Consider the following 12,696-nt stretch of genomic DNA (forward strand, 5'->3'; position numbering starts at 1 on the left):
TCAGTCCGCCGGCTTGATATCGACGATGCAAAACGGCCGCTCGATCCCGTCGTGCTCCGTCACCGAGACATATTCCCCTGTCACGAAGGCATGCTTGTCGTAGCGAAAGATCGGCTCTTCGCGGTCTTCGCCTGGCCAGGCAAAGGCCCAGTGACCCCCGTGTTGATGGACCAGCCTGCCGCGTTCGTCCGTCGTGCTGTTCCAGAAGCGCCGCACCAGGCACTTGTCCTTGTTGCGCGCCCACTGCTCGAGGTCGAGCTTGCCCGCGCTGTCGAGCGGCGCCGTGAATTCGTAGCCGCAATATGGATTGCCCCCGCGGGCTTCGGGCGCGCGGGCCAGTTCCAGTCGAATTCTTTTCAATGCCACGAGCACCTCTGCTGATTGTGCACCGGAACCTTGGACGCACCGCGAACGGCACCCCATGACCTAGATCAAGGAGCGCAGGAGCGGTCGCGGGCACAGATGCCTTTCGCAGGGAGACGCTTTATGACCGACAGCGATCGCAAGGACACTTCTGGTCACCTTGGTGCCGAGGACATGACGGCTACGGAACTGCTGCGTTGCCTCGCGGCCTCCTTGGAACAGATGGCCAAGGGCGACGGTGCAGCGGCCGTCCAGTTCGCCCACAGCGAGGCCCGGAAGTTGCTCGCCAAGCTCGAACCGTTGATTGCCGAGCCGGCCAATATCCGTTCCACAGTCGAGGAGTCGGTTCGTAAGCAACCGCTCGTTGCCCTCGCCCTGGCCGCAGCCGCGGGGTTCCTGCTTGCCTCGTTCCGTCGACGCTGAGCCATGCTTGCGATCCTGCAATCCGTCGTCGCGATCGGGGTTGGGTCGGCGATGGCTGCCGCCCGGCGTGCCGCGATCACCGTGGCGGGGCTCCTCGTCGCCGCAGCATTGCTGGTGACGAGCCTGGGGTTCTTCACCGTTGCCGCCTATCGTGCACTCAGCCATTCGCTCGGCGATGTCCCTGCGCTGCTCATTGTCGGGTGCGTCTATTTCGTGGCGAGCCTGATCACGCTGCTGATCATCCAGTCCAAACAGCGCTGACATCGTTCTCCGCCTCGTCGCAGGCGGTCTCGAGCCTCAGCCGCGCGGCCGTCTTGCAGATTGCCCTGGATCAAGGCACTTGACCGGTGCGCCGTGGGATCATGAAGAATGCACGAGTTGATGCCTCCGCCTCGCAATGGCCTCGCCGAGGCTGAAGCTCGCCATCGGTTGACGGCCGAGGGACCGAACGAGCTGCCGGCCGCAAGCACGCGCTCTCTGTGGGCCATTGCGTTCCAGATCCTGCGTGAACCCATGTTCGCTCTGCTGCTCGCCGGCGGCGCCATCTACATTGCCATCGGCGACCTGCTCGGCGGCGTGGTGCTTCTGGTGTTCGCGTCGCTCTCGGTCACGATATCGATCGTGCAGGAGATGCGCAGTGAGCGCGTGCTTGACGCCCTGCGCGCCATGACCAGCCCGCGCGCGCTGGTGATTCGCGACGGCATCCGCCGGCGCATTCCGGGCCGCGAGGTCGTCCGCGGAGATCTGGTCGTCATCGGCGAGGGTGACCGCGTGCCGGCTGACGCCATCCTGCTGGACGCCAGCGAGCTGCTGGTCGACGAATCATTGCTGACCGGCGAATCGGTCGCGGTCGCCAAGCGGCCGCGCGCATCGGAGGACGAGAAGCCCGCGGCGCCGGGCGGAGACAACCTGCCGACGATCTATTCGGGCTCGCTGGTCGTGCGGGGGAGCGGCATTGCCGAGGTCCACGCCACGGGCTCCCGCGCGGAAATCGGCCGTATCGGCAAGTCTCTCGCCTCCATCGACCCCGCAATACCGCGTCTCGCCGGCGAGACGAAACGGCTGGTGCGCGTATTCGCACTCGGAGGCCTGACAGCCAGCGTGGTCGCGGCCGTGCTCTATGGCACGCTCCGCGGCTCGTGGCTCGATGCCGGCCTCGCCGGGATTGCGCTCGGCATGTCGATGCTGCCCGAGGAGTTCCCCCTCGTGCTCGCGGTCTTCATGACCATGGGCGCTTGGCGCATCTCGCAGGCGCGTGTGCTGACCCGGCGCGCCGCGGCCATCGAATCGCTGGGAGCGGCGACCGTCCTGTGCACCGACAAGACGGGCACGCTTACGGAAAACCGCATGTCGGTCGTCGAGCTCCTGCCCGAGCAAGCCATCGATGCGGAGCGGCTATTGGTCCTGGGTGCGCTGGCCAGCAATCCTGAAGGATTCGATCCGATGGACCGGGCGATTTCGGCGGCAGCGGCGCGTCCGGCCGAGGCGCGGGTTCTGGTCAGGAGCTACGGCCTCGCACCCGATCTTCTGGCCGTGACCCAGGTCTGGCATGCGCCCGGTGGAGAGAACGCCGTCGTCGCGACGAAGGGCGCACCTGAGGCCATCATCGAGCTTTGCCAACTTGACCGGCCGGCAGCAGCGCGTTTGCGCGAAGCAGTCGAAGGCATGGCGCGCCGGGGCGTGCGTGTGCTGGCGGTCGCCGGCGGGGAGCACGCCGTTGCCGCCTTGCCAGACACGCCGCGCGGCTTCCGGCTCGAATGGGCGGGGGTGATCGGCTTGGCCGACCCGTTGCGTGCCGAGGTGCCGAAGGCGATCGCCGAATGTCGCGAGGCCGGCATTCGCGTGGTCATGATCACAGGCGACTACCCGGCCACGGCGCAGGCGGTCGCGCGATCGGCAGGGCTTGGGCACGATGCCGTGCTCGCTGGCCCGGAGCTTGCGCGTGTGTCGGACGCCGACCTGGCGGTCCGGGCAGGAGAGGTCGGTGTCTTCGCGCGCATCCTGCCCGAGCAGAAGCTCCGAATTGTGAAGGCGCTGCAGGCCAGCGGCGAGGTTGTCGCCATGACCGGTGATGGCGTCAACGACGCACCGAGCCTGAAAGCCGCCGATATCGGCATCGCCATGGGAGGTCGCGGAACCGACGTCGCGCGCGAGGCCGCGTCGATCGTCCTGCTCGACGACGACTTCGGCTCGATCGTCCGCACCATCCGGCTCGGCCGCCGCATCTATGACAATCTGCGCAAGGCCATGGGCTACATCCTTGCGGTCCACGTACCAATCGCGGGAATTGCACTGCTGCCGTTGCTGACCGGCTGGCCGCTGGTGCTTTACCCCGTCCATATCGCCTTCCTCGAGATGATCATCGATCCGGCCTGCTCGATCGCGTTCGAGGCGGAGCACGACGAGCCCGACCTGATGCGCCGGCCACCGCGTTCGCCTGTCGCGCGGCTGTTCTCGTCGACGATGCTGATGCGCAGCCTGCTTCAGGGCGCGCTCGCCCTGCTGACGGTCGCCGGCGTCTATGTGCTCGCCGTGCAGCGCGGCCTGCCGGTGGAAGATGTACGCTCGCTCTCGTTCTTCACGCTTGTTCTGGCCAATCTCGTCCTGATCCTGGCCAACCGTTCCTTCCGCGGGAACCCGTTCGATTTCCTGGTCGGCGGCAATCCCGTGCTGCTCGGCATCCATGCGCTAACCGGCGTGCTGTTGGCCCTGTCGGTGACATGGCCCCCGGTGCGGACGCTGTTCGGCTTCGGGCCGCTCCATATCGACGACCTGGCCGTTGTCGCCGTGGCGATCGGCGCGCTGGGGCTCGTGTTGATGCTGCTGCGCCGCCTTTCTTCATCTAGGTAGAATCCCTTAGGAGAAGACCTGAATTTTGCATTGGCCGGCACGGCGGTATTCAACCTCATCGCGCAAGCCTCGATGGGAGACAACGATGCAAACCTTCACCGCCACCTCAGGTTCACGTATCCCCGCAGCCCTCGCCATGCGCGCCGCCGCTGCCATGCCGCGCGGGGCCGACGAGGTCCAGCACGCAGCACGGCAGCGCTTCGCCCGCGGTGAGGAGGTGTTCGCCGAGGGCGATGCGGGTACGTTCTTCTACAAGGTGGTCTCGGGCACGGTGCGCACCGGCAAGCTGCTGGCCGATGGCCGCCGTCAGATCGACGCTTTCCATCTCGCGGGGGATGTTTTCGGCTTGGAAAGCGGCGACCGCCACCGCTTCACCGCGGAGGCGGTCGACGACGTGGTGGTGATCGCCTACCGCCGCAGCCGCTTCGCAAGCCTCGTTCATGACGACCCGGAATTCGGCGAGCTGCTCATGGCCTCGATGCTGACCAGTCTCGACCGCGCCCATGACCACATGGTGCTGCTTGGGCGCAAGACCGCGCTCGAGAAGATCGCGAGCTTCCTGCTCGATATGGCGAGCCGCCGCCCGGGCGCCGACAAGGTCGTGCTGCCGATGCAACGCACCGACATCGCCGATCATCTCGGCCTCACTATCGAGACGGTGTCCCGCACGCTGACCCAGATGGTGCGCGACGGCCTGATCCGGCTGGCGGAGGCCGGCCGTACCGTCATCCTGGCCGACAGGGCCGCGCTGCAGCTCCTCGACGCCTGATTCCGCACTTCGAAGGAGGATCCCATGCGCGCCAGGGATGTGATGTCGGATGGAGTGATGTCGCTGGCAGCCGATGCAACGGTGCTCGAAGCCGCACAGTTGCTGGTCAATTGCCACGTCAGCGCCATGCCGGTCGTGGACGGCACCGGCCGCATGATCGGTATCCTGAGCGAGGCCGACCTGCTCGCCAATACGGCCGATGGTGACGGTCCGACGGGCGGTCTCCTCGGTGCCCGATCGCGCAAGGTGGTCGAGATCATGACCCGTGACGTCATCACCGCCGGCGAAGACACGCCGGTTGCCGCGCTGGCTAAGCTGATGACGGAGCGGCACATCAAGCGCCTGCCGATCCTGCGCGAGGACGCGGTCGTCGGCATCGTCAGCCGCATCGACCTCCTGCGCGCGCTGATCTCGCTCGACTCCGGACAGGACCGCAAGAGTTCGAAGCCGACCCGCGACGAGCAGCTCCGGCGCGAAATCTCGGCAGCCTGCCAGGGGCGCAACTGGTCGCTCGCGCGACAGCTCGACGTTGTCGTGAACGGCGGCGTCGCACACCTCTGGGGCATCGCGCCCTCCGACCTGGTGCGCGACGCCTACCGCGTGGCGGCGGGCAACGTGCCGGGCGTCCAGGCAGTCGAGGTCCATATGCACATCGTGCCGCCGCCGGCGACGCGCGTGGGGCTGTAGGCCACGACGCATTGCAGTCGATCAGCGGGGGTGTTCATGTCGTTCCGGAACATACTTGTTGTGCTCAGAGCCTACCCCGCCGGCATATCGGTTGGCGCGGTGAGTTCGGCTGTCGAGATCGCCGCGGCGCTCGCACCGCGCGTCTCGGCGATCGCGTGCGCGGTCAAGCCGCGTGTGCCGCGGAGCATTCTCGGCAATGCTCTCCTCGACGTCTCCGCCATGGTCGGTGAGGAATACAGGAAGAGCGAGCACGACGCAGAGCGGCTGCTCGAGGCATTCGAGGAGGCGGCAAAAAGACACCGGGTATTCGGCGAACGTATTCTCAGGACGTGCCGCCCATTCGAGGTGCCTGACGCGCTGGCCGGTTGTTCGCGTCTTCGCGACTTGACCATCGTTCCGATGCCGCAGGGCGAACATGTCTCGCAATTCGACGCGCAATGGGATGTAGAGACGATCCTTTTCCAATCGGGTCATCCGGCGATCGTCGTGCCGGCTGACGCCATCGCACCGGCTGCGTTCGATACGGTGATCGTTGCCTGGGACAAGAGCCGCGCTGCGGCGCGGGCGATCGCCGATGCAATGCCGATCCTGCAAACGGCAAAGCATGTGCGAATCCTCACGGTGATCGGTGAGAAGCCGATCGAGGCGCACCACGCGGGCGCGGAACTAGCGCACCACCTGGGCTTTCACGGTGTCGATTGCGTTGTCGACGAGGTGAACGCCGATGGGCGTTCGATCGGTGACGTGCTTCAGGCCCAGGTGGATGCCCACGACGCCGGGCTGCTCGTCATGGGCGCGTACGGGCATTCGCGCCTGCGCGAGTTCGTTCTTGGCGGTGCCACCAGGGGCATGCTGAGCAAGCCACCGACCGCGCTCTTCCTGTCGCACTGAAAGACCGACCGGAGGACATCATGAAGACCAGTGTTCAATCGGTCATTCAATTGCTGCCGGTCGTCCGCTGTAAGTGGCGTTGGGCGCGTTCGGCGTGGCGTTCGGCGAGTCCCTGATGATCGTCAGCTTCGTCTTTCCGGGCACGGCGATCTTGCTTGTGGCGGGAGCGCTAATGTCCGCCGGCACCCTTCGTACAGCCTGCCGCCATCCGTGGAGTCCGGTTACCACCTCTGGCGCGGCCTGCGGTGCTGTCGCTCCGCCGGCCGCGCTGACGTTGTATGTGACGTCTACTTCACGCTCTTGAGCTCGATGTCGACCAGACCGGCCGCCACATTGAGGCCAACACTGCCCTCGACACTCACCGGCTGCAGAGTGATCTGCTTGCTGCTGCCGCCAATCAAGGCGTTGGCGCCAATGCCCACGCCGACCGCGGCGCCCGCGGTGCCTCCGACATATTCCCCGGCCAGCGCACCCGGCGTTATCGCACCCGGCGCGAAGACGAGCCACACGATATGGGCTTGCTTGGTGAATCCGATATCGACCCCGAACTTCTTCACAGTGCCGGAGTAGTGATCCGCACCGCCGGCGGGACGGGCGAAGATGCAGTCCAATGCCTTCGACGAGCCAAAGACGAAACCGACGCCGCCAGCGACGTTGCAGCTGAGGGAGCCGGCGTTGACCCCGCCTGAGGGGGGAGCGGGTGTCGCGGCGGTCTGAGCGTGTGCGGTCCCGCCCGCGAGAAGCATGGCGGCAATAGTCGCTGCCAAGGTTGATGCGCGCATAGTGGTCTCCTAAATCCCGGTAGCGGACCGGCGGTTGCAATTAAGGACAATGCGCAGCCGCATCGGAAGCGGGCCTTGATGCAGATCAAAGGGCGGACGGCGAGGAGTCGCGATCTTGATGGCCCTCGCTTCTCCCTGCGAATTCGGCTCCGATGCCGACATTCGCCCATGGCAATTACTCGAGCCGCAGTTGAGCCAAGTCAAATCCGGGCCTGGGCGACCCTGCGATAAGAGGGCGTGCAAGTGATCGCCCCGGAGAATCCAATGAGCTTCAAGACAATCCTCGTCCACTGCGACGCCGGAACTGCGGCTCCCCTTCGTCTTGAAGTGGCGACGCAGCTCGCAAGCCGTTTCGACGCCAGCCTTGTCGGCGTGCACGCGACGCCGCCGTTCGCGACTCCCCTCTTCATGGACGACGGTTTCAGCATGGCACCGCTCTTCGAAGCCTATGAAGAAGCTGCCACTGCAGCCAAGGCTGCATCCCGCGCCGTGTTCGATCGAGCGCTCAAAGGCAAGCACCTCTCGACCGAATGGCGCCCGATGGATGGCCCCGTCGACGATGTGATGACGGTTTGCGGGCGTTACGCCGATCTCCTCGTTGTCGGCCAGTCGCAGGTCGATGACGCGACCCAGCCGGGAGGTGTTCCCGAATCGATCGCACTCGCGAGCGGCCGGCCGGTGCTCGTCGTGCCGTTTGTCGGTGCCGATAAGCCTCTCGGCCACGTGGTGATGCTGTGCTGGAACGCCAGCCGCGAAAGCGCACGGGCGGCTGCCGATGCGCTGCCCTTTCTGAAGGCCGCGCAGAAGGTGATCGTGCTCGTGGTCGAACCCAAGGTCTCGCCCGAAGGGCACGGCGAAGAGCCGGGCGCCGACGTCGCGACCTGGCTCGCGCGCCACGGCGTCAAGGTCATCGTGCAGCGCGACGTGGCACCGGATGCCGACGTCGGCAATATCATCTTGTCGCGCGCCGCGGACCACGACGTCGACCTGATCGTGATGGGCCTCTATGGCCATTCGCGGCTGCGCGAGATGGTGCTGGGCGGCGTCAGCTGGACGATGCTTTCCAGCATGACGGTTCCCGTCCTGATGGCGCACTGATAGCGCGGGAAAGCGTCATGCAAACCTCCAGAAGACTTCTCGCGGCCATTGGGACTTTGGTCACGATGCTCGCGTGCATGACGCTCGCCACGGCGTCGGCCGGTGTTCAGGACGCACCGACGAGGGATTGGGTGACGGAGCCGGGTGTCGACCCTCCGAGCTATGCCGTGGCCGATCCCGTCGACAGCAATCTCAATGTCGACGCCGTCGTGCTCGTCTGTAACGAGAGTGGCAAGCGGAGGTACCTCGATCTCGAGATCCACCCTTCCACGCTCGGCCCTCTATTGCCAGCTGGTGCCGATCCGGAGCAGCTGAAAGAGGATCCAGGCGTCGAGATCATAGTGGATGGCCGTGTCTTTCCGGCAGAGCTGCTCTTTACCGACTCCTACGCCGTCGTGGCCGATTCGCATGAGGATTTGGCACCGTCGATCTCCGCAGCGTCGGTTTCCGACGCTTTGCTCGACGCGATGCAGTACGGGAAGTCAATGAAGCTGCGGTTCGATCTTCTCGAGGAAGAAGAGGGCCAGCCCCGGGTCGATGCCGAGCTGGTTCTCGATCTGCAAGCGGGAGCCACTGCCATCGCCGCGGTTCGCCGCTGCGCTTCGGCCGGCCTGCATCAGGTCTCCCGGTAGAGGAAAGCCGATTTCCTGCGAAGTCTTCTCTTGACCCAGGTCAAGGGTGACGAAGGCGGCGCCCTCTAAGCTTCCCGAAATTATGCAGGAGTTTGCGATGCCGAAGATGAAAGCCGCCGTGTTCGTCGAGCCCGGCCGGATCGTGCTGGAATCGAAACCCGTCCCGGACGTAGGTCCCCTCGATGCGCTGCTGCGCGTGACGACGACCACGATCTGCGGAACCGACGTCCATATTCTCCGCGGCGAGTATCCCGTCAGCAAGGGGCTTACCATCGGTCACGAGCCGGTCGGGGTGATCGAGAAGCTGGGCTCCGCGGTTGCCGGATTCCAGGAAGGGCAGCGGGTGATCGCGGGCGCCATCACGCCCAGCGGATACAGCAATGCCTGCCTGTGCGGCCAGCATTCCCAGGACGGCGCCGGCACGCGCCACGGCTTCAGGCCGCTCGGCGGCTGGCGCTTCGGCAACACCATCGACGGCTGCCAGGCGGAGTTTGTGCTGGTTCCGGATGCCATGACCAACCTCGCGCCGGTGCCGGACGGGCTCGCCGACGAGCAGGTGCTGATGTGTCCCGACATCATGTCCACCGGCTTCTCGGGCGCGGAAAGCGGCGGCGTGAGGATCGGCGACACGGTCGCCGTCTTCGCCCAGGGTCCGATCGGTCTTTGCGCGGCCGCGGGTGCCCGACTCATGGGAGCCACAACGGTCATTGCGGTCGATACCGTTCCTGCCCGGCTGGCGATGGCGCGCGCCCTCGGTGTCGATCACGTGGTCGACTTCAAGCACGAGGATCCCGTGCAGGCGATCCTGAGGCTGACGGATGGCCGCGGCGTCGATGTGGCGATCGAGGCGCTCGGCACGCAGGCCACTTTCGAAGGGGCGCTGCGGGTGCTGAGGCCGGGCGGCACGCTGTCGAGCCTCGGCGTCTATTCGACCGACCTGCACATTCCGCTGGATGCCTTCGCGGCGGGCCTCGGCGACAACAAGATCGTCACGTCGCTCTGCCCCGGCGGCAAGGAACGCATGCGCCGGCTGATGTCGGTGATCGCTTCCGGCCGCATCGATCTCAAGCCGCTGGTGACCCATCGCTTCACGCTCGATCGCATCGAGGAAGCCTACGACCTGTTTGCCAACCAGCGCGACGGCGTCCTAAAGGTCGCCATCAGCGTGTAGCCGCCCGATGAGCCGCGTCCTCCTGGCCGACATCGGCGGCACGTACGCCCGCTTCACGCTGGCGAACGGGCATCTGACCGGCGGCACGTGGTCGACCGAGGTCGGCTCGCGCGCCAACGCGATCGATGCCATGCGCGATTTCCTGGCGATCGACCATGGCGACGAGCCGATCGCCGGCGCATTGCTGGCCGCTGCCGGGCCGGTCGAAGGAGGTCGATGCAAGCTCACGAATGCGGCGTGGGTCCTCGACGAAGAAGAGATTGGCCGGGCGCTGTCGCTTCCCTGGGTCCGGATCGTCAACGACCTCGAGGCGACGGCTGGAGGCCTGCCCGACCTCACCGCGGCGCAAAGCCGCCAGATCGGTGCCGGCGGCAGCGCCATCCCGGGCGCGCCGATGGCCATCATCGCACCCGGTACGGGCCTCGGCATGGCGTGCGTCATCGTCGGTCCGGCAGGACGCAGCGTCGTGACGAGTGAAGGCGGGCACGCTTCGCTTGCCAGCATGGGCAGCTACTACGATCGCGTCGTCGCAATCCTTCGCCAGCGGTACGGTCGCGTCTCGATCGAACGCGTCCTTTCCGGCGGGGGGCTGGTCAACCTGCATCAGGCGATCGCCGAGCTCGAAGGCTGCGAGTCCCCGCGTCGGACGCCGAGCGATGTGACCGCAGGGGCATTCGACGGCAGCTCACCCCTCTGCCGTGCGGCCGTCGACGCCTTCTGCGCCTTCCTCGGGGCGGTCGCCGGCGATGTCGCCTTGACCTTTGGAGCGAGAGGCGGGGTCTTCATCGGCGGCGGTATCGTGCCGCGGTTCATCGATCATCTGGCACATTCGGCGTTCCGCGAGCAGTTTGTGGCGAAGGGCCGCATGCGAGCGTATCTCGAACGTGTTCCGACCCGCGTCATCCTTCATCCCACGCCGGCTTTTGCTGGCTTGATGAATCTGGCAAGGCTGGCGAACGAGCAGCCGCGACCACGCGCGAGCCGCTAGGTCATGTCGATCGAGGCCGCATCTGCGCGCGCCGTCATGCACCGCTTCTGGAAGACCGCGGGGGGCTTCTGGCGGGGCACACCGGCATGGGCCCTGCTCGTCCTTCTGGTCATTGGCGTGGGGCTGCAGGTCTTCGTCCAGTACAGGCTCAACTACTGGAACCGCGACTTCTTCAACGCGCTCGAAGCGCGCGAAGGCCGTCAGATCTGGCATCTGGCGCAAGTGCTCTTCACCCTTGCGGCCGCGAGCATCGCACTGGCTGTCACTGCCGTCTGGGGACGCATGACCTTTCAGCGTCTGTGGCGGGACTGGCTGACCAGCCGCCTGATCGAATCCTGGCTCGAGGAGCAGCGCTACCAAAGGGCGGGCTTCGTGAACGGCCAACGTCAGAATCCGGAATATCGGATCACCGAGGATGCGCGTATCGCGACCGACGCGCCGATCGACCTGGTGGTCGGCCTCCTGAGTTCGCTGCTTGTTGCCGGCACCTTCGTCGTCGTGCTCTGGAACGTGGGCGGCACCCTCGAGGTCCGGATCTGGGAGGGCGTCATACGGCTTCCGGGATATCTCGTGGGGGCTTCCGTGGTCTATGCGGCGGGTACGACCCTGTCGATGATGGTCGTCGGCCGATACATGGTCGACGTCATCGAGCGTAAGAACCAGGCCGAAGCGGACTTCAAGTATGTCGTCGCGCGCGTCAATACACGGACAACCTTGGCTCCCTATGCCGAAGATGCGCCAACGCTCGCAGCGGCCCAGGAAAGTGTGATCGGCCAATGGAAGCGGCTCTGCGGCCAGCACATGCGAACGACATTCGTCTCGCACGGCAACACGCTGCTTGCGCCGATCATCGGCCTGGTCCTGTGTGCGCCGAACTACATCATGGGCCGGGTCACGCTGGGAGAGGTCACGCAGACGGCGGCAGCCTTCGTCGCCGTTCAAGGCGCATTCAACTGGCTGGTAGACAACTACCCGCGCCTCGCGGAATGGATGTCCTCGGCCTACCGCGTAGGCATTCTCCTGACGACCCTCGATGCGCTCGACACGAAGCGCAAGCGCGAGGTTGCTCCGACTTCTTGAAATCCTCCCCGGCGCAACGCTCGGGGAGGAATGCACGATCCCTCACGACGCTCCGGATAGCAATCATATCTCGATCGTACCGCTTAACATGGGCACGCAGCGGCCGCCGATATAGGTCGCTGTCACGACACCGGCTTTCTTTTCGGCCGCGGCGTCGAGGATGCTTGGCCGACCCATGTCGAAGCCCTGGCCGATCCGCTTCGACAGCGTGAGATCGGCGCGCCGGTCGAGATGCGCCAGCAGGCCGCCCAGCACGATATTGGCGCCGCCGGTCGCCGGGTCTTCGGCAATGCCCATCAAGGGAGCGAACATGCGGCACTGTATATCGCGGTCTTCTTCCCGGGCCTGGACATAGAGGTGAATCCCGATGGCGCGATCGATCGTGAGGCCACGCGCGAAGGCTGCGGCCTGGGGCGCAGCGGCTTTCAGCGCCGCGCGCGAGGCGAGCTCGACGAACACGAGAGGCGTGCCGCACGACGCGATGCAGGGCCGGTGACCGTCGATCCGGATGTCGGACGCCTGCACCATGCAGGCCTCGGCGATGAAGTCGATGTCGATCTCCTCGCCGATGCGGAGCGGCTGCGGCGCGGCGAGCCGTGCCGCCGTCACCACGCCGTCCTCGCGGCGCAAATCCATCGGCACGAGCCCGGCCTTCTCCTCGAACACGAGCGCATCGCCCGAGGCCCTTCCCATGCGCGCCAGCACGAAGGCGGTCCCGACATTGGGATGGCCGGCGAACGGCAGCTCCGCCTTGGGCGTGAAGATGCGGACATGGGCGGTGTGCGCCGAATCCTTCGGCGGCAGCACGAAGGTCGTCTCGGCCAGGTTGAACTCGGCGGCGATCGCCTGCATCTGCTCCGTCGTCAGGCCTTCGGCGTCGGTTACGACGGCCAGGGGATTGCCGCCGAATTTCCGGTCGGTGAAAACGTCGACGGTCTGGAAGGAGCGTTTCATGCTCCCAA

At 65.9% G+C, this 12,696-nt stretch carries 14 protein-coding genes; 11 read left to right on the forward strand and 3 right to left on the reverse strand.

Going from position 1 to position 12,696, the window contains the following annotated elements:
- Window positions 1-366: a hypothetical protein gene (locus tag ACQY8M_RS14500; RefSeq protein WP_428673240.1), complete on the reverse strand. Its 366-nt coding sequence runs from the start codon at window positions 364-366 to the stop codon at window positions 1-3.
- A gap of 120 nt (window positions 367-486) precedes the next feature.
- Here ACQY8M_RS14500 and ACQY8M_RS14505 point away from each other — a divergent pair, with 120 nt between their 5' ends.
- The 6 genes from ACQY8M_RS14505 (at window position 487) to ACQY8M_RS14530 (ending at window position 5,983) form a co-directional block, all read left to right on the forward strand.
- Complete coding sequence (locus ACQY8M_RS14505; RefSeq protein ID WP_428673243.1) at window positions 487-786, forward strand: hypothetical protein; 300 nt, start codon at window positions 487-489, stop codon at window positions 784-786.
- A gap of 3 nt (window positions 787-789) precedes the next feature.
- Window positions 790-1,047: a hypothetical protein gene (locus tag ACQY8M_RS14510; protein WP_428673245.1), complete on the forward strand. Its 258-nt coding sequence runs from the start codon at window positions 790-792 to the stop codon at window positions 1,045-1,047.
- A 120-nt stretch (window positions 1,048-1,167) separates the two neighbouring features.
- Window positions 1,168-3,636 carry a cation-translocating P-type ATPase gene (locus ACQY8M_RS14515; protein ID WP_428673248.1) on the forward strand — a complete coding sequence of 823 codons (2,469 nt, stop codon included), beginning with the start codon at window positions 1,168-1,170 and terminating at the stop codon, window positions 3,634-3,636.
- An 85-nt stretch (window positions 3,637-3,721) separates the two neighbouring features.
- Window positions 3,722-4,405, forward strand: coding sequence for a helix-turn-helix domain-containing protein (locus tag ACQY8M_RS14520; RefSeq protein WP_428673251.1), 684 nt, complete (start codon window positions 3,722-3,724; stop codon window positions 4,403-4,405).
- Between the two features lie 24 nt (window positions 4,406-4,429).
- The gene (locus ACQY8M_RS14525) at window positions 4,430-5,092 is read left to right on the forward strand and encodes a CBS domain-containing protein (protein ID WP_428673254.1); all 663 of its coding nucleotides are present in this window, start codon (window positions 4,430-4,432) and stop codon (window positions 5,090-5,092) included.
- A 36-nt stretch (window positions 5,093-5,128) separates the two neighbouring features.
- Window positions 5,129-5,983: a universal stress protein gene (locus ACQY8M_RS14530; RefSeq protein ID WP_428673258.1), complete on the forward strand. Its 855-nt coding sequence runs from the start codon at window positions 5,129-5,131 to the stop codon at window positions 5,981-5,983.
- 287 nt (window positions 5,984-6,270) lie between these two features.
- Here the strand turns inward: ACQY8M_RS14530 and ACQY8M_RS14535 are convergent, their stop codons facing one another.
- Window positions 6,271-6,765, reverse strand: a complete 495-nt coding sequence (locus ACQY8M_RS14535) for a DUF992 domain-containing protein (protein ID WP_428673261.1) — start codon at window positions 6,763-6,765, stop codon at window positions 6,271-6,273.
- 264 nt (window positions 6,766-7,029) lie between these two features.
- On the opposite strand from ACQY8M_RS14535, the gene ACQY8M_RS14540 reads away from it, so the two are divergent.
- The 5 genes from ACQY8M_RS14540 (at window position 7,030) to ACQY8M_RS14560 (ending at window position 11,734) form a co-directional block, all read left to right on the forward strand.
- The gene (locus tag ACQY8M_RS14540; RefSeq protein WP_428673263.1) at window positions 7,030-7,863 is read left to right on the forward strand and encodes a universal stress protein; all 834 of its coding nucleotides are present in this window, start codon (window positions 7,030-7,032) and stop codon (window positions 7,861-7,863) included.
- A 17-nt stretch (window positions 7,864-7,880) separates the two neighbouring features.
- Window positions 7,881-8,495 carry a hypothetical protein gene (locus tag ACQY8M_RS14545; RefSeq protein WP_428673265.1) on the forward strand — a complete coding sequence of 205 codons (615 nt, stop codon included), beginning with the start codon at window positions 7,881-7,883 and terminating at the stop codon, window positions 8,493-8,495.
- A gap of 97 nt (window positions 8,496-8,592) precedes the next feature.
- Window positions 8,593-9,666 (forward strand): NAD(P)-dependent alcohol dehydrogenase, encoded by a 1,074-nt coding sequence (locus tag ACQY8M_RS14550; RefSeq protein ID WP_428673267.1) that lies wholly within the window; start codon window positions 8,593-8,595, stop codon window positions 9,664-9,666.
- A gap of 7 nt (window positions 9,667-9,673) precedes the next feature.
- A complete protein-coding gene (gene glk / locus ACQY8M_RS14555; RefSeq protein WP_428673270.1) occupies window positions 9,674-10,654 on the forward strand; it encodes a glucokinase in 981 nt (326 codons plus the stop codon).
- A gap of 3 nt (window positions 10,655-10,657) precedes the next feature.
- On the forward strand, window positions 10,658-11,734 hold the full coding sequence (locus ACQY8M_RS14560) for an SbmA/BacA-like family transporter (protein WP_428673272.1): 1,077 nt from the start codon (window positions 10,658-10,660) through the stop codon (window positions 11,732-11,734).
- Window positions 11,735-11,797: 63 nt separating this feature from the next.
- Here ACQY8M_RS14560 and ACQY8M_RS14565 read toward each other — a convergent pair whose 3' ends face one another.
- The gene (locus ACQY8M_RS14565; protein ID WP_428673275.1) at window positions 11,798-12,688 is read right to left on the reverse strand and encodes a PhzF family phenazine biosynthesis protein; all 891 of its coding nucleotides are present in this window, start codon (window positions 12,686-12,688) and stop codon (window positions 11,798-11,800) included.
- Window positions 12,689-12,696: the final 8 nt, after the last annotated feature.

The sequence above is a fragment of the Reyranella sp. genome, from assembly GCF_965279465.1.
Classification (GTDB): Bacteria; Pseudomonadota; Alphaproteobacteria; order Reyranellales; family Reyranellaceae; genus Reyranella.

Excerpts from the sequence above, each read along its gene's own strand:
- ACQY8M_RS14505 (WP_428673243.1), top strand. The coding sequence starts at position 487 with ATGACCGACAGCGATCGCAAGGACACTTCTGGTCACCTTGGTGCCGAG.
- ACQY8M_RS14510 (WP_428673245.1), top strand. The coding sequence starts at position 790 with ATGCTTGCGATCCTGCAATCCGTCGTCGCGATCGGGGTTGGGTCGGCG.
- ACQY8M_RS14515 (WP_428673248.1), top strand. The coding sequence starts at position 1,168 with ATGCCTCCGCCTCGCAATGGCCTCGCCGAGGCTGAAGCTCGCCATCGG.
- ACQY8M_RS14520 (WP_428673251.1), top strand. The coding sequence starts at position 3,722 with ATGCAAACCTTCACCGCCACCTCAGGTTCACGTATCCCCGCAGCCCTC.
- ACQY8M_RS14525 (WP_428673254.1), top strand. The coding sequence starts at position 4,430 with ATGCGCGCCAGGGATGTGATGTCGGATGGAGTGATGTCGCTGGCAGCC.
- ACQY8M_RS14530 (WP_428673258.1), top strand. The coding sequence starts at position 5,129 with ATGTCGTTCCGGAACATACTTGTTGTGCTCAGAGCCTACCCCGCCGGC.
- ACQY8M_RS14535 (WP_428673261.1), bottom strand. The coding sequence starts at position 6,765 with ATGCGCGCATCAACCTTGGCAGCGACTATTGCCGCCATGCTTCTCGCG.
- ACQY8M_RS14540 (WP_428673263.1), top strand. The coding sequence starts at position 7,030 with ATGAGCTTCAAGACAATCCTCGTCCACTGCGACGCCGGAACTGCGGCT.
- ACQY8M_RS14545 (WP_428673265.1), top strand. The coding sequence starts at position 7,881 with ATGCAAACCTCCAGAAGACTTCTCGCGGCCATTGGGACTTTGGTCACG.
- ACQY8M_RS14550 (WP_428673267.1), top strand. The coding sequence starts at position 8,593 with ATGCCGAAGATGAAAGCCGCCGTGTTCGTCGAGCCCGGCCGGATCGTG.
- glk (WP_428673270.1), top strand. The coding sequence starts at position 9,674 with ATGAGCCGCGTCCTCCTGGCCGACATCGGCGGCACGTACGCCCGCTTC.
- ACQY8M_RS14560 (WP_428673272.1), top strand. The coding sequence starts at position 10,658 with ATGTCGATCGAGGCCGCATCTGCGCGCGCCGTCATGCACCGCTTCTGG.
- ACQY8M_RS14565 (WP_428673275.1), bottom strand. The coding sequence starts at position 12,688 with ATGAAACGCTCCTTCCAGACCGTCGACGTTTTCACCGACCGGAAATTC.